At 65.8% G+C, this 15,608-nt stretch carries 12 protein-coding genes; 5 read left to right on the top strand and 7 right to left on the bottom strand.

All coding sequences use genetic code 11. The features are described from left to right. The first annotated feature begins 2 nt into the window (after positions 1 to 2). Positions 3 to 236, top strand: a complete 234-nt coding sequence (locus KY501_RS38695) for a hypothetical protein (protein ID WP_224368912.1) — start codon at positions 3 to 5, stop codon at positions 234 to 236. Positions 237 to 354: 118 nt separating this feature from the next. Further along, a complete protein-coding gene (locus KY501_RS38700; RefSeq protein WP_224368913.1) occupies positions 355 to 1,683 on the top strand; it encodes a M24 family metallopeptidase in 1,329 nt (442 codons plus the stop codon). Positions 1,684 to 1,721: 38 nt separating this feature from the next. Here KY501_RS38700 and KY501_RS38705 read toward each other — a convergent pair whose 3' ends face one another. Next, positions 1,722 to 2,717 (bottom strand): NAD(P)-dependent oxidoreductase, encoded by a 996-nt coding sequence (locus KY501_RS38705; protein ID WP_224368914.1) that lies wholly within the window; start codon positions 2,715 to 2,717, stop codon positions 1,722 to 1,724. 227 nt (positions 2,718 to 2,944) lie between these two features. On the opposite strand from KY501_RS38705, the gene KY501_RS38710 reads away from it, so the two are divergent. Then, positions 2,945 to 5,728, top strand: coding sequence for a YncE family protein (locus tag KY501_RS38710; protein WP_224368915.1), 2,784 nt, complete (start codon positions 2,945 to 2,947; stop codon positions 5,726 to 5,728). Between the two features lie 111 nt (positions 5,729 to 5,839). Here KY501_RS38710 and KY501_RS38715 read toward each other — a convergent pair whose 3' ends face one another. The 5 genes from KY501_RS38715 to KY501_RS38735 form a co-directional block, all read right to left on the bottom strand. Then, positions 5,840 to 8,074, bottom strand: coding sequence for an immunoglobulin-like domain-containing protein (locus KY501_RS38715; protein ID WP_224368916.1), 2,235 nt, complete (start codon positions 8,072 to 8,074; stop codon positions 5,840 to 5,842). Positions 8,075 to 8,186: 112 nt separating this feature from the next. Further along, the gene (locus KY501_RS38720; RefSeq protein ID WP_224368917.1) at positions 8,187 to 9,122 is read right to left on the bottom strand and encodes a tetratricopeptide repeat protein; all 936 of its coding nucleotides are present in this window, start codon (positions 9,120 to 9,122) and stop codon (positions 8,187 to 8,189) included. Further along, complete coding sequence (locus KY501_RS38725) at positions 9,119 to 9,673, bottom strand: RNA polymerase sigma factor (protein WP_224368918.1); 555 nt, start codon at positions 9,671 to 9,673, stop codon at positions 9,119 to 9,121. The genes KY501_RS38720 and KY501_RS38725 overlap by 4 nt, the downstream gene beginning before the upstream one ends. Before the next feature lie 34 nt (positions 9,674 to 9,707). Next, positions 9,708 to 10,691, bottom strand: coding sequence for a hypothetical protein (locus tag KY501_RS38730; RefSeq protein WP_224368919.1), 984 nt, complete (start codon positions 10,689 to 10,691; stop codon positions 9,708 to 9,710). A gap of 199 nt (positions 10,692 to 10,890) precedes the next feature. Next, positions 10,891 to 11,808, bottom strand: a complete 918-nt coding sequence (locus KY501_RS38735) for a hypothetical protein (RefSeq protein ID WP_224368920.1) — start codon at positions 11,806 to 11,808, stop codon at positions 10,891 to 10,893. 164 nt (positions 11,809 to 11,972) lie between these two features. On the opposite strand from KY501_RS38735, the gene KY501_RS38740 reads away from it, so the two are divergent. After that, a complete protein-coding gene (locus tag KY501_RS38740; protein WP_224368921.1) occupies positions 11,973 to 12,146 on the top strand; it encodes a hypothetical protein in 174 nt (57 codons plus the stop codon). Here the strand turns inward: KY501_RS38740 and ilvA are convergent. After that, the gene (gene ilvA / locus KY501_RS38745) at positions 12,128 to 13,654 is read right to left on the bottom strand and encodes a threonine ammonia-lyase, biosynthetic (RefSeq protein WP_224369041.1); all 1,527 of its coding nucleotides are present in this window, start codon (positions 13,652 to 13,654) and stop codon (positions 12,128 to 12,130) included. The genes KY501_RS38740 and ilvA overlap by 19 nt on opposite strands. 195 nt (positions 13,655 to 13,849) lie before the next feature. Between ilvA and KY501_RS38750 the strand changes: the two genes are divergently transcribed. Next, positions 13,850 to 15,544 carry a thrombospondin type 3 repeat-containing protein gene (locus KY501_RS38750; RefSeq protein ID WP_224368922.1) on the top strand — a complete coding sequence of 565 codons (1,695 nt, stop codon included), beginning with the start codon at positions 13,850 to 13,852 and terminating at the stop codon, positions 15,542 to 15,544. Positions 15,545 to 15,608 lie beyond the last annotated feature (64 nt).

The raw sequence follows: 15,608 nt of genomic DNA on the forward strand, positions 1-15,608 counted from the left end.
CGATGGGCCTGATAGTGGGATGCGGCGGTGGCGTCGCCGACGAGACCACGCAGGAGGCATCCAATCTCGAGACCCGTGAGGATGCCATTCCAGACTGCTCGTCTGGCGATAGCTACACCGCGTATTACAGCGATGCTTCGTATACCACGGAGATTGGCGGCCGCGGTTGTCAGTGCGGCTTCTGGGTGTCGTGGGGCAAGACGAGCACCTACAGACAGTACTTCTCCGAGTGCTAGGAGACCCCGGCCTTCAGCGCGGTGCGGCTGCCCACCTCCTGCTGGGAGATGGGCGGCTGAGGTTTTGAGGATCCGCTTGCCGTATGCTTTCGACGGACCACTCCCCCTCGAAAGGCTCATGCGAGTTCTCATCTCCGCGCTCATCCTGCTGCTCACACTCCCCGCTCCCACGGCCTGGCCCGCCGAGACTCCCGCCGTACCCGCGCCCTCCTGGGCGGAAGTCCGCAAGGCCCGCATGACCCGGCTACTGGCCCAGGCCATGGCGCGCGCCGAGGTGGATGCCTGGGTGGTGCTGTGCCGCGAGAATGCCAATGATCCGCTGGCCGCTCACGTGGGCGGGGAGAACGCCGGCGGCCTGGCCGCCTTCCTCTTCCTGCGCGAGGGCGATCACGTGCGCTCGGTCGCACTGTCTCCCGAGGGCGAGGCCAAGGCCCTGCGCGACGTGGGCCTGCACGAGGAAGTCGAGTCCCTCCCACGAGGTACGGACCTCTATGCCAAGGTGGCCGAGCGCCTGGCTCGCGCGAAACCGCGCCGCATCGCCCTCAACTTCTCGGAGAAGCTGTCGGTGGCGGATGGACTCTCGTCCTCGCAGCGCACGCTCCTCACCGCCGCGCTTCCCGCGCCGTTGCGCCAGCGGCTCGTCTCCTCCGATGGGCTCGTCGTCGAGTGGCTGAGCATCAAGCTCCCCGAGGAGGTGGAGGTGATGCGGCGCGCGGCCGCCCTCACCGCCCAGTTGGAGGAGGAGGCCTACCGCCAGGTCATCCCCGGGCAGAGCCGGGACTCGGACGTGGCGCGCTTCCTCAAGCGGCGCATCGTGGAGCTCGGCGTCACCGATGGTTGGGCTCCGGATCAGAACCCCAACGTCAACTCGGGCCCGGATCGCGGGCACTCCCATGCCACCGACCGCGTCATCCAGCCGGGAGACTTCATCCAGACGGACTTCGGCATCGCGGTGCAGGGCCGCTGGGTGACGGACATCCAGCGCTTCGCCTACGTGCTCGCGCCCGGCGAGACGAAGGCCCCTGCCGAGGCACTCGCGAAGTGGGAGCGCGCCAAGAAGGGCAGCCGCGTGGCGCTCGGCGCACTCAAGCCGGGCGCACGCGGCTGGGACGTGGACAAGGCCCAGCGCGACTGGATGCGCGAGGCCGGCAGCGAGCCCGTCATGTGGGGCACCGGCCACCCCGTAGGCTACTGGGCCCATGACGTGGGACCCGCGCTGTCTGGCGCGCAGAAGGGCCTGCCCGCCAAGGATGCCTCCGCGCGCCTCATCCGCCCCGGCCAGGTGTTCGCCTTCGATGGCTTCTTCGCCTGGAAGCTGCCCACTCCGGGCGAGACCAAGACGCTCTCCGTGGAGGAGATGGCTGTCGTCACCGAGACGGGAGCCGAGTACCTCATCCCCCCTCAGGAGGAACTCATCCTCATCCCCTCGCCCACTCCCCGTCCCTGAGCAGTCCCGTATTTCAGGGGGCGCCCACGGAGTCCGCCTCAGGTGAGGCGCTTCCTGGGTTGTGGGGGGGCGTTGAGCAGGAACTCCGGTTTCGTTCCCTGGGCATATGCCTCCAGATTGCTGGCCAACCGCTGCAGGCCCCGCGACATGTGGACGTCGGTGACTCCCGCGATATGCGGCGTGGCAAGTACCTGTGGGAGCCGCAAGAGCGGATGGTCTGGATTGACCGGCTCCTCCCAGAAGACATCCAGACCAGCCCCCGCGAGATGACCCGAGCGCAGAGCCTCGAGCAACGCCTCCGGCTTCACCAGGCTGCCCCGAGCGATGTTGATGAGGAGGGCACCGGGCTTCATGGCTGCCAGCGTGGACTCGTTCATGAGGTGCTCGTTTCGAGCGTTGGCACGAACCGCGAGGACGACACAGTCCGCCTGCGACAGAGCGAGATGGAGCTCATGGGTTCCGAAGACGCGCACACCTGGGGGACCTCCCTTCGCTGTGTCCTGGCGGACCCCCATGACTTGCATTCCGAACGCCTGGAGGCGCACGGCCAGAGCGGTACCGATGTCCCCCAACCCAACGATGCAGGCCACCTTGCCGAGGAGGGCCGAGCCCCGAGGCCGGGCCCATTCCCCTGCCCGTAGACCCTGCTCGGCCTCCCGCAGCCTCCGGGAGAGAGCGAGGAGGAGAAGGATGGCGTGTTCGGCGACCGAGTCGGCGTTGCCGGTAGCAGCGGCCCGCATGTGAGCAACCCATACCCCCAGTTCCGTGGCGACCTGGATGTCCACGTTCTCGAAGCCCGAGCCAATCGTCTGGACGAACCCGATGGAAGCGACGTGGAGGAACTCCCGGGAGACATGCGCTCCTGCTGTCACGACCGCATCGAAAGGGCGGCCGTCCCGAGAGAGCGGGTCTTCCAGGAAGAAAACCTGATGGGCAGGCATCCGCGCCGCCAGCTGCTCCGCGAACGTGCGGTAGTCGGGGGTTCGGCTGATGAAGGCGATGAGCATGCCGGGAAGGTAAACGCCCCGCGACACCGCGTTCTGCTGTTTCTCTAGATTCCGCAGCCACTGCAATGTAACAGCCTGGGTCTTGTGAAGTGCTCCACTTTGCGGCTGTGAGCTGCATCACCGAGCCCCCAGGTGTTTCTACCGATACTGAGCTGAGTAAAGTCATCCAGGGGAAACATGGCTCAACCCAGAAGGTGGGTCGGCCATGCCCAGCGCTTTACGCAGGCATTGAGCAACAACAGGGGGGGGATGTCATGTCAGCATTGCAACGAATGGCAGGCCATGCCGTTTCGAGTTTCACTCTCATCGCGATATTGTTCTTCTGCGGCTCGGCGAGCGCACTGCCTTCCACCACACCCACCTTCACTGTCTTCGACAGTGGCCAGGTCCGCCCGCTCGCGCTGTCGCCCAATGGCAAGCTCCTCTTCGCCGTCAATACACCCGACAACCGGCTCGAGGTGTTTCAGCTCAGCAACCAGGGCCTGATCCACCGCGCCTCGGTGCCCGTGGGACTCGAGCCGGTCGCCGTCGCGGCCCGCAGCAACGAGGAGATCTGGGTCGTCAACCACCTGTCCGACAGCGTCAGCGTCGTGCGGCTCGGCCCCAGTGAGCACTCGGGTACCGTCGTGCGGACCCTGCTCGTGGGCGATGAACCGCGGGACATCGTCTTCGCCGGTCCCGGAATGAACCGCGCCTTCATCACCACCGCTCACCGTGGGCAGAACGTTCCTTATGATCCGCAGTTCACCACGCCAGGCATTGGCCGGGCCGATGTCTGGGTCTTCGATGCCGCCCGGCTGCAGAACCCTGTCTCCACCGGCAACCCGCTCACCATCCTCACCCTCTTCAGCGACACGCCCCGCGCCCTCGCGGTGACGCCCGACGGCTCGCGCGTCTATGCAGCCGCGTTCCACTCCGGCAACCGCACCACCGTCATCGAGGACACCCTGGTTCCTCCCGGAGGCATGCCCGGGCCCTACAGCAACACCGCCGGAGATCCGGCCCCGCCTGCCGGCGTCATCGTCAAGTTCGATGGCCAGCACTGGGTCGACGTGCTCAACCGCCCCTGGGACTCCCAGGTGAGGTTCTCCCTGCCCGACAAGGACGTGTTCGTCATCGACGCCAACGCCAACCCGCCCGCGCAGCTCCCAGGTTCGGCCGGCTTCTACTCCGGCGTCGGCACGGTGCTGTTCAACATGGCCGTCAATCCCGTGAGCGGTAAGGTCTACGTCAGCAACACCGAGGCACGGAATGATCTCCGCTTCGAGGGCGAGGGCCTCTTCGGCGGTCACACGCTCCGGGGACACCTGCACGAGAGCCGCATCACCGTGCTGAGCCCCGCCGGTGTCACCCCGCGTCACCTCAACAAGCACATCGACTATTCCACCTGCTGCGCCCCACTGCCCAATGCCGAGAACGAAAAGAGCCTCGCGCAGCCGCTCGGCATGACCATCACCTCCGACGGCGCCACCCTCTACGTGGCCGCCTTTGGCTCCTCCAAGCTGGGCGTCTACTCCACTGCCGCCCTCGAGGCAGACACCTTCGTGCCGGGCACAAACCACCAGATTCCCGTGAGCGGCGGTGGCCCCACGGGCCTGGTGCTGGATGAGGCTCACAGGCGCCTGTACGTGCTCACGCGCTTCGACAACGCCATCTCCGTCATCGACACCGCCACCCGCGCCGAGCTGGCTCACGTGCCCATGTACAACCCCGAGCCTCCCAGCGTGGTCGCGGGGCGACCCTTCCTCTACGACGCACGCCGCAGTTCCAGCCACGGGGACTCGTCCTGCGGCAGCTGCCACATCTTCGGAGATCTCGACAGCCTGGCGTGGGATCTGGGCAACCCGGACGGCACCGTCCTGAACAATCCAGGCCCCTTCATCCCCGTGCCTCCCGTGTTCGGCGACGATCCCCTCCTTGGAATCCCCTCCGCTCTCCACCCGATGAAGGGACCGATGGTGACCCAGAGCCTGCGTGGCATGGCCAACCACGGCCCGATGCACTGGCGCGGCGATCGCACCGGGGGCAACGACGAGCCCAGCGCACAGCCCAACAGTGGCGCCTTCAATGAGGCCGCCGCCTTCAAGAAGTTCAACCCGGCCTTCACGAGCCTGCTGGGCCGCAACGCGCAGCTCTCCACAGCGGAGATGCAGCAGTTCACCGACTTCATCCTGCAGCTCTCCTACCCGCCCAATCCGGTCCGCAACCTCGACAACTCGCTGACGCCGGCTCAGCAGGCGGGCCGGGACTTCTTCTTCGGCACCACCATCGCTCCGCACGGCACGTGTGAGACCTGCCACCGGCTCGATCCGCAAGCCAACCCGGAGGAGGGCGCCTTCGCCGGCTTCTTCGGAGCGGATGGCCGCACGGGCTTCGCCATGGAGCCCCAGGCTCTCAAGGTCCCGCACCTGCGCAACATGTACCAGAAGGTCGGCATGTTCGGCGCGGCCTTCTCCACCAACTCGGTGGAGCCCGATCCCTTCATGGGAGACCAGATTCGCGGCGTGGGCTTCAACCACGACGGCACCTTCCCGACCCTGTTCCGATTCAACAGCGGATTCGACAAGACCCCGCTGAACGCGAATGGCATCCCGGTCACGCCCGCAGGAGCGCAGGCCAAGCGAGACATGGAGCAGTACATGCTGGCCTTCGACACCAACCTGGCGCCCATCGTGGGCCAGCAGGTGACGCTCACGGCTCACAACTTCACGGCGGCGGCGCCCCGCATCCACCTGCTGAAGAGCCGGGCCGAGGCAGGCGAGTGCGAGCTCGTGGCCAAGGGGCGCGTCTGGCAGCTGGAAGCGGGGTTCCTCTATACGGGAGGCGGATGGTTCAAGAGCGCTTGGAAGGCCGTACGGCCCGTTTCCGACGAAGCCCTGCGCGCGATGGTGGTCCTGACCGACGGGGCCCTGACCTATACCTGCACGCCCCTGGGCTCAGGACCGCGCATCGGCATCGATCAGGACCTCGATGGGGCGCTCGACGGAGATGAGCGGGCGGCTGGGAGCAACCCGGCGGATGCCAACAGCGTCCCCTGAGTAGGAATGCAAGGCCTCGGCAGCCTCAGGCAGCGCCAGAGCAGAGGAGGTGATCCGCCAGCCCCCTCTGCTCCGGTCACTGCGCGGCATGAAGCCCGTGGAGGCGGCAGGTCAAGGCCGCATCCACACCCCCTCCATCTCGGAGCACCGCGCCGCGCCAGGAGTGCTGTCATCCCCGCTGCCACCCTGGAGATGAATCCGGCCATGGGGTGCCAGCACGGTGCCCTCAAACTCGCAGCGATCGGCGTGGATGTCCGTCGCGTCCACGAAGTTGTAGAGGACGCCGTGCTTGTCGATTCCGCCGAGGAACGTAGGCTCGAGCCCCGCGAACCTCGCCGAGTCCCCGTGGATGTTGACCACCCCCAAGGAGCCCGCGGGGGCGTCGATGAGCAGCCGGGTGGCGTCCGTGAGCGCACGGACATCCAGCTCGAAGACGTTCAGCCCCGGAGCCGTGCCCCTCAGCAGGATGCTGCCCGGCACCTCGAACTCCGCCGTGCCATTCGCCGTCAAGCCCGCGAGCTGGGAAGACAGCCCACTCAGCTCAGCGAGCCGGGCGGCGGGCTCCCGGGGCGAGGACGGCGTGAGGCTGCACGGCCCCACCGTGATGGAGCGAGAGGCCGTGCTCACATTGCCGTAAGCGTCCGCGACCGTGTAGCTGATCGTGTAAACGCCCGGGCGAGACTGATCGAGATCGCTGTTGACGACGATGGACTGGGTGACGTCGCCAGCGCAGAGATCGGAGGCCGTGGCACCGGGGTCCACGTAAGGAGTGCCATTGCACTCGATGATCGACGAACCGGGGAGCACCTGAATCTCAGGCTTCACGTTGTCGAACACATTCACCATGCGGGTCAAGGACACTTCATTGAACACACTGTCTTCCGCATGATACACAAGAGTGTAGGTGTTCGGCACGTTCGCGTTGACAGCGCCGCTCGCCGTCACAGGCAGCCCCCCTTCGCACTGGTCCGTCGCCACAGCACCCGGATCCACGAAGGCGGTGCCACACTGGTGTGTCAGAGTGGACGGGCCGTTGAGGACGAGCGTGGGTTGCAGCGTGTCGTCTACCACGACCGTACGAGTCACTGGGTCCGCCCAGTTGAACACGGAATCCTTCACGTCGTATGCGAGCGTATACGCCCCTGGCATGTTGGCCTGGACCGTGCCACTCCGGATGATCTGCGAGGTGAGATTACCAAAACATGCATCCATGGCGGTGGCACCCGGGTCGACAAAGGTGGTGCCGCACTCCATCACTGCCGTCTCCGGTCCCACCAGCGTTATCACGGGCTTCTCGGTGTCACTCACCCTCACCGTGCGAGAGAGCGGCGAGGTGGTGGAATTGCCGAAGGGATCACTCACCGAGTAGGTGATGGAGACAACGCCGGGTGAGCTGGGATCGCCCGTTCTCGTGGCGACGATCGCCGCGGACAGGTCTCCCGCGCATGCGTCGGTGGCGGTGGCGCCCGGATCGACGTAGGGCGTACCACACTCGATGCTCTGGCTGAGCGGGCCGAGGATCTTCAGGACGGGCGGCTGGACGTCGATCACGGTCACCAGTCGGGTGGCCGTGACGGAGCGCTGCCCATCACCCACGAAGTACGTGAGCATGTAATGGCCCGGTATCGTGGACGACACCGATCCGACACGCGTGATGGCGGCCGTCAGGTCCCCCAGGCACGCGTCGGTGGCGGCCGCGCCTGGATCAGCGAACGCACCGCCGCACTCGACGTTGAGGTGCTGCGAACCGAGGAGGGTGAGGGTCGGTGGCAGCGTGTCGCTCACCTCCACCGAGCGGCTCGCGGACACCGTGTTTCCCGCGGCGTCTGTCGCCTGGTACGCCAGGGTGTAGTGACCCGGCACGTTCGGATCGACAGTGCCGCTGGTCACCACGGGCAGTGCCCCAAAGCATTGGTCCGTCGCCACGGCGCCCGGATCCGTGAAGACGGTGCCGCACTCGAGTGCAAGCGAAGACGAGCCATTGACGGCGAGGGTCGGGGGCAGCGTGTCGCTCACGGTGACCATCCGCTGCACAGGCGTCGCGACCTGGCCCGCCGGATTTGTCACGTTGTAGGTGAGCGTGTAGCTGCCTGGCACCTCGCTGTTCACCGAGCCTACCCGGACAATGCTGCTGGTCAGATCACCGAAGCACGCATCGGTAGCCTTGGCACCCGGGTCGGTATAGGAGCTTCCACACTCCAGTGCCTGAGTGGCCGGCCCGATCAGCGCCATCACGGGCGGCCCTTCGCTGCTCCCCGCGTCTGGGATGCAATTCAAGCCGCCCTCGTCTGTCTCCGGCAACTCTCCCACTTGCAGGTCCAGATCACACGCCGCAAGCCATGGCATGAGAAGGCAAAGAATCGTTGTCGCTCGCATGGATGAATACTCCCGATCAGCGCCCCATTGCGCTGTGCTCTTGAATTGCGGCGAGCGTTCCGAATCCGTCAAAGACTGACACTTATTCCCCGCCAACAGCCTCGCGGATGCCCTCGAGGAGCATGCTCTCCGGGAAGTGCTGCTCGAAGCTCCGGGCCAGGGCTCGCGCCTCATCCCGCCGCCCCAGCCCCATCAGGGCATGGATCCGAAGCGCCTCGCGCTCCTGTGCGAGCTGGGACGCGGGGTACTCCCGCTCATGCTCGGTGACCGCCGAGAGCGCCTCGGGATAGTGCCCCTGCGCACTGGCCTCTCGCGCCAGTTGGAGGAGTGACCAGTCCCGCTCGCTCACGGGACTGGCGCGGCTCGGGGCAGGAGATGGAGGCGCCGCAACCGGCTCCGCCGCAACCTGTGGGGGCACAGGCCCTCGCTTCACCTTCGGCCGCGAGGGCGCCGTGGGCATCGGCGGCGCCGTGGGCACCGGTGGAGACGGAGCCAGCGCTGGCGAGGGAAGAGCCACCTCGGGCACGGTGGGCAGCAGCCTGGCCTCTTCGGGTGGCATCTCGGTATCTTCGGCTGGCACCTCGAGCTTTTCGGCAGGAGCCTGCGGTGGCGGCCGCCGAACCCGGGAGCCGGCTTTTCTGGTGGGAGCCGGAGTGGCGGGCGCGGGAGTCTCTTCGCTCGGGAAGGCGACTTTGATCACGGTCACGAGGCCGGCTCCCATGGCCCCTGCCGCCAGCAGTCCCCCGGCAAAGACGATTCCCCACTTCAAGGAGGGAAAGGCCTTCTTGATCAGGCTCGGCAGCACGTGCTGCCGGGAGGTCGCCACACTTGGATCCGCGTCCTCGTCCCGCGGTACTTCCGGCTCGAGTGACTCCCCTACCCTCTTCGAGGCGAAGCTGTCACCAATGCGGCGCGCCAGCCGCTCCTCGAGCTCTGGAGGAAGCTGGTCCCACAAGCGCTCGGACTCGATGGCCTGGCGCAATTCCTCCGGCAGCGTCTCGTCGGTATCGCGAGTCACCGCTCACCTCCTGGGTGTCCCAGATGTCGCAGGGCCTCGGCCACCTGCAAGCGCGCGGCACGCAACCGAGAGTAGGCCGTGTTCAGCGGTATCCCGAGCGCATGGGCCGCCTCGGGAACGGCAACTCCCTGGAGATCATGCAGAACGAAGATGGCACGCCGGTCCATGTCGAGCGTGTCCAGCGCGCGCAGGAGCTTGCGCTGCTGCTGGGCCCGCTCCGCGAGCGCATCGGGCAGAGGGTGTCTGTCCGCCATCTCGGGGTAGGTCTCGGTAGGAACTTCCCGCGTCCGCCATGCACGGTGTTGCGCACCCGAAGCCACCTTCACCGCGATCCCGAAGAGCCAGGGCCGCACCGGGCTCGAGCGATCGAAGGAGTCCCAGCGCTGATGCGCCACCATGAAGACGTCGTGCGCCAGGTCCTCGAGGTCCGCTGGGGGAATCCCCAAGCGCTCGAGCGACCGATACACGAAGGACAGGTGCTGTCGGTACCACTCCTGAATACCCGTAGGAGGAGCGGAGAGCGGCACGATGGATTCCGTGAGCTTGGGCACGTTGAGAATGATTGCGGCGAGCTCGGTAAATCCGTCACGGGCCCTTTTTCCAAAGTGCCATGAGGCCCATGGAGCCCCCCCACGCGGGGACTTGCCAGAGTCGCACATCCCCCGCCAGGAACTGGTGCCGGGTGAGGACGAGCTGCCCCTCCGCGAACATCTGCAAGCGGATTCCGCGCACGGGCGGGCTCCACTCCACGAAGAGCCGAGCGCCAGGAGAGAACCAGGGAGCACTGACCCTTTTCGCATTTTCCAGATCGACGCCTTCGCCCCGCAGGAGCCCCACCGAGAGCTGAGGACAGGCCCCGAAGGGGCCGGAGTGCACACAGGCGCGAGCCGTCGCGGTGACCAGCGTGCTCCGAAGTCCCGCGGAGTCGAGGCGATAGGCACGCGGAAGCCAGGCAGTTGCCCCCAGGGAGAAAGAGAAGCGCTCGAAGCGCAGGCCGCCCTCGGCATCCAAGCCGAGCTGGCGTTCGGGCAGCAGTCCCCAGGAGAGGCGTGTCCCCAGCCCCACGGTGATACCGGGAGCAAGACCCGGCTGCGGCAGGGAAGGGGGCGGGGCGCTCTGTACCGGGGGCGGGGCACTCTGTACCGGGGGCGGAGCGCTCTGCACCGGAAGCGGGGCAGGCAACGGAGCCTCGGGCTTGCCGACGAAGGGCGGAGCGAGGATGAGCGCGACGGTCAGTTCCAACGACTGACGCAGTTCCTGGCAATCCTTGAGAGAGGACGACAGCTCACGGCGGCCCTTGCGCTTTCCGGCCGCATCGAACAGCTCGACTGTCCCCCGCCAGTTCCCGCCCTCACGACTGACGTGGAGTCGCAGCCTCTCGGGGGCCGAGTCATCGATCGGGTCTCTCCCCAACAGTGTCGAGAGCGACTGATGCAGGGCTTCCTGCGTCACGCAGTCCGAGGCGGTGGCATCTCGAATGTAGTCGAGCCGGACCGTCGAAGGTCCCGCGCTGGCCCGAGGCGCCGCCCAGAACAGTATCAGCAGCCCCAGCCGCACTAGAGGTGACATGTCGCGCGCAGAATCTACCCGCTCGTCCATTCCGGCGGAATGGGGCCCTGGGCTGCCTGGGCCCAGGTCACTCTTGGCAGACCTCCTGAGACCTGCACTCCGGAGAAACCTTTTCAGACAGACGGCACATGGTACCTCCCAGGTTGCCAGGTGCCGTCACCTTGATGCGCCGCATCCTGGAGAGTGGGGCGGCGCCCGCTCACGGTTCGTAGTTGTCGACGGTGCCGTTCCCATCGCCGTCGACGTAGGGGCGCCAGTTGGGAATCGTCGCTGTCACGCCGCGCGTCTCGTAATAGAGCGAGAGATATTTCGACACCGGGCCCCAACACTGCGGCCGGCAAAAGACGCTGGCCTGATCCGTGGCGTCCGCGAGCTGATGTTGCGCGGAGCGGATGTCATCGGAGAAGGACGCAAGCCCCCCAGTGCCCTCGAATTCCATGCGCATCCGTGTCTGGGTCTCGCTGAAGGAGGCTCCCATGCCGGGGACCGGCCCAGGGAAATTGCCGAGCCGAGTCAACTTCAGGTTGGCCACCCCCAGCACCGTGGACGAGAGCGCGAGCAGGATGGCATTGGCCTCCCCATCCTGGGAGAGATCCAGCTGATGGAAGGGGGGGGATGAGGCACCCGGTGGCAGACCGAAAGCGCCGAGGAGCTCGCCGCGCGACTGCGCCTCCGCATCGGAGTAACCCATCCCCTGCCCCATCAGTTGACGCAGCCGCGCGCTCTGCAGGTCCGTGAGCACGTTGAGGGCCGCATGGACCGATGAACCCTCGCCCGGGTCCGAGCCTTCCACCGGGACGATGGCGCGCATGTCGATGGGCCCGTCGAAGGGCGAGAAGTGCAGCTCGTCGTAGGCGTAGCCGCTGACCCGCACCTCGACGAATGGCGACTGGATCGTCGCGTCCAGGGAGAACGCACCGAAGTCATCCCGCGTGTCGGTGAAGTACACCACGCCCTCCGCGGCGAGCTGGGAGTCGAGTTCCTGGACCGTCACCAGGGAGCCCACCTGGAATGGCCCCTTCTGCGCCAACCCCTCCAGGGAGTACTCCCGCGGCCCGCAGCTCATCGAGAGCAGCAGGACGAAGAAAAAAGAAACACCCACTCGCATATTCGTCATGGGACGGCATCTTCTCACAGAGCGATTGATGCAGGGACTCGGGACTCGCAGAGCTCCGAAACGCGTCAGCCCGCATGGTTCATGAACCCCGAGGCTCCGTTCTCCAGAGGAACGAGGAGTGAGCTCTTGAATCTTCCCCTGTGAATTCTCGGAGAAAACCCCGTATGTCATTGCGCACTTTCCTTCATCACACGGCTCTGATGGCCGTGGTTCTGCTCTCCCTGCCTGGGGCCACCTGGGCCCAGATCGCTGTTTCAGGGCAGGTGCGCTTCGCCGATGGCAGCATCGCCTCGGAAGCCGTGGTCTACGACGTGGGGGGTCATAGGAAGAGCTTGTAGATGGGGTTCTGGCTCTCATCCCAGTAGCGGTAGCCGAGTGTCGCGAGAAACGTCGCGAAGGTGCCCATTTCCTCCGGCGGAACCTGCAGGCCGATCAGGATGCGGCCGACGTCTCCGCCTTGTGAGCGGTAATGGCACAGGGAGATGTTCCAGTTGGGCGCCATGCTGTTCAGGAAGCGCATCAGCGCACCTGGGCGCTCGGGGAATTCGAAGCGGTAGAGCAGCTCGTCCCGGGCCAGCGCGCTCTTGCCGCCGACCAGGTGGCGCAGGTGGGTCTTGGCCAGCTCGTCGTGCGTCAAGTCCAGCGTCTTGAAGCCATGATCCTCGAAGCGCCGGGCGACATTCCCGGATTCGCCGCGGTCGGCGATCTGCACGCCAACGAAGACATGCGCCAGTTCCTTGTCGCTGATGCGGTAATTGAACTCGGTCACGTTGCGTGGACCCACCAGCGAGCAGAAGCGCTTGAAGCTGCCGCGCTGCTCCGGCAGCGTCACCGCGAACAGCGCTTCGCGTGCCTCGCCCAGCTCAGCGCGCTCCGCCACGAAGCGCAGCCGATCGAAGTTCATGTTGGCGCCGCTGCACACGGTGATCAGCGTCTGGTTCTTGACCGGCATCTGGCTTGATTCGGCGCGCTCGATATAGGCCTTGGCACCGGCCACAGCCAGGGCACCGGCCGGCTCAAGGATCGAGCGAGTGTCGGTGAACACGTCCTTGATTGCGGCGCTGATCGCATCGGTATCGACCAGCACCACTTCGTCCACGTACCGCTGAGCCAGACGGAAGGTTTCCTCTCCGACCAAACGCACCGCCGTGCCATCCGAGAACAGGCCAACGTCCAGCAGGGTGACTCGTTCGCCCGCCTTCAGGCTGCGCGCCATCGCATCCGAATCCTGCGTCTGGACACCCACGATGCGGATGTCCGGGCGGATCTGCTTCACGTAGGCCGCGATCCCCGCCAGCATGCCGCCGCCGCCGATGGGAACGAAGATCGCGTGGATCGGGCCGGAGTGCTGGCGCAGGATCTCCAGTCCAATCGTGCCCTGCCCCGCGATCACGTCCGGATCGTCGAAGGGATGTACGAAGGTGAGCTTCTGCTCTGCTTCCAGCGTGATCGCGTGGTTGTAGGCGTCCGTATAGGAGTCGCCGTGCAGGACGATCTGCACGCTGGCGCCTCCACGCGCCTTGACGGCCTCGATCTTCAGCGGCGGCGTGGTGGTGGGCATCACGATCAGCGCACGGCAGCCCAGGCGGGCGGCCGACAGGGCCACGCCCTGCGCATGATTCCCGGCGGAGGCACAGATGACGCCGCGCTTCAACTGCGCGTCGCTCAAATGGGCCATCTTGTTGTAGGCGCCGCGAACCTTGAAGCTGAAGACGTCCTGCACGTCCTCGCGCTTGAAATAGATGCGGTTCTGGTAGCGCTGAGAGAGGGTCGGCGCCAGCTCGAGCGGGGTCTCGGAGGCGACGTCGTAGACCCGTGCGGTCAGGATTTTCTTCAGGTAGTCGATGGTCCGAGTCTACCCACAATTGAGATTCCGAGCATCCCCCTATTGGGGCCGCCGTGTAGGCACTAGGTCCAATATCCTCCGCCAGATACCCCGTGTATACGGAGTGTGGACGCGATCAAGCAGACGCTCTTACAAAAAATACAGGGGATTTGTGTGAGCACTTTGGGAAAGCCTTTCTCACCAGCAGTGGTCGGATTGCTTGCGACAGTGCTCAGCACGGGCGTCGCACACGCACAGTTCAATGCCTATGTCGCCAATTCAGGCAACACCTCGGTGCGGATTATCGACACGGCCACCAATACCGAGACCGGTAGCATCTCAGGGACGGGCTCCCGGAATCTCCGACTGAGCGCCGACGGCAAGCGCCTGTTCTCGACGAGCTCCAACGCGGTGCAGATCATCGATACGACGACGAATTCGGTGCTCGCCAGCATTCCCACGGGCAACCTCGTGACGGCGGTGGCTCCCACCAACCGGGGGACCCTCTATACGTGCAACAACGGGAGCGCCACCCTCTCCGTCATCGATCTCGCCACCAACACGGTCACCTCGACGATAAGCTCGATAGGTTGCGCAACCTTGGAGAGCACTCCTGACGGAGCGTTCGTCTGGGTCACGGTCGGCAGTACTTCGGGCTCTTCGGTTGCTGTCTTCGACGCAGCTACGAACACGATGGTGGCGACCTTCAACACGGGGCATGGGAACAATGGTGCCAACTGGCTCGCGTTCTCACCCGATGGGGCCTTCGCGTACGCAGCGTTCTTTACCGCCAACGTCGTGACGGTGATAGACACAGCGACTCGCGCGGAGCTGGCCGCCGTGCCGGTGGGTTCGATCCCTGTCTACGTCGCCGTCAAGCCGGACGGGAGCGAGCTCTACGTGCCCAACCTGACGGGCAACAACGTGTCGGTGATCGACACGGCGACGCTGAGCGTGGTGGGCACAGTGCCGGTGGGCACGCAGCCACGAGTCGTGGCGTTCTCGGCGGACGGGGCTCGTGCGTATGTGACGAACACCGGCGGCGGCAACATCTCGGTGATCGACACGGCGACGCGCACGGTGACGACGACGATCTCGAACTTCTCCAATCCTTGGGGCATTGCCCTCATGAGCGACCCCGATCATGACGGCATCGCGCAGAACGTCGACAACTGCCCGTTCGTGGCGAACGCCGATCAGGTGGACACAGACAATGATCACATCGGCGACGCGTGCGACCCGGACAAGGACAACGATGGCGTGACGGACGCCAGCGATAACTGTCCGCTGGTGGCCAACCCCGATCAGACCAATACGGACAGCGACAGTGCGGGCGATGTCTGTGACCCGGACGATGACAACGACGGCGTGACGGACGCCAGCGACAACTGCCCGCTGGTGGCCAACCCCGATCAGGCCAATCTGGATGGCGACAGTCTGGGCGATGCCTGCGACACAGACCGCGATGGTGACGGTGTCATGGATGGCGCGGACAACTGCCCGCTGGTGGCCAACCCCGATCAGGCCAACGCCGACAACGACAGCGAGGGCGACGCCTGTGACGCGGACGACGACAACGACGGCGTGCTCGACGGGACGGACAACTGCCCGCTGGTGGCCAACCCCAATCAGGTCAACACCGACCATGACGCCAATGGCGATGCCTGTGATGCGGACGATGACAACGACAGCGTGGCGGACGCCACCGACAACTGCCCGCTGGTGGCCAACCCCGATCAGGCGGACAAGGATGGTGACGGCGTGGGCGACGCCTGCGACAGCGACTTCCCTGGGGATTCACCTCCTGGCAAGCCCGACAGCGGGTGCGGTTGCTCCACGGGTTCGGTACCGAGCGCGCTGTTGTTCTGGTTGGCGGGGCTCGTCTTGGTCCGGCGCCGGCGTCAGCAGTGAGGGCCATGCCTCTCGGCTACCAGTCCCAGTTGCTGGGCGTTACCCAGCACCTGGGTCATGTTCC

The organism is Hyalangium versicolor (genome assembly GCF_020103695.1).
GTDB lineage: Bacteria > Myxococcota > Myxococcia > Myxococcales > Myxococcaceae > Hyalangium > Hyalangium versicolor.

What these genes read in the sequence shown, in the direction of transcription:
- KY501_RS38695 (WP_224368912.1), top strand. Translation starts at nt 3, where the DNA reads ATGGGCCTGATAGTGGGATGCGGCGGTGGCGTCGCCGACGAGACCACG.
- KY501_RS38700 (WP_224368913.1), top strand. Translation starts at nt 355, where the DNA reads ATGCGAGTTCTCATCTCCGCGCTCATCCTGCTGCTCACACTCCCCGCT.
- KY501_RS38710 (WP_224368915.1), top strand. Translation starts at nt 2,945, where the DNA reads ATGTCAGCATTGCAACGAATGGCAGGCCATGCCGTTTCGAGTTTCACT.
- KY501_RS38715 (WP_224368916.1), bottom strand. Translation starts at nt 8,074, where the DNA reads ATGCCATGGCTTGCGGCGTGTGATCTGGACCTGCAAGTGGGAGAGTTG.
- KY501_RS38730 (WP_224368919.1), bottom strand. Translation starts at nt 10,691, where the DNA reads ATGTCACCTCTAGTGCGGCTGGGGCTGCTGATACTGTTCTGGGCGGCG.
- KY501_RS38735 (WP_224368920.1), bottom strand. Translation starts at nt 11,808, where the DNA reads ATGACGAATATGCGAGTGGGTGTTTCTTTTTTCTTCGTCCTGCTGCTC.
- KY501_RS38740 (WP_224368921.1), top strand. Translation starts at nt 11,973, where the DNA reads ATGTCATTGCGCACTTTCCTTCATCACACGGCTCTGATGGCCGTGGTT.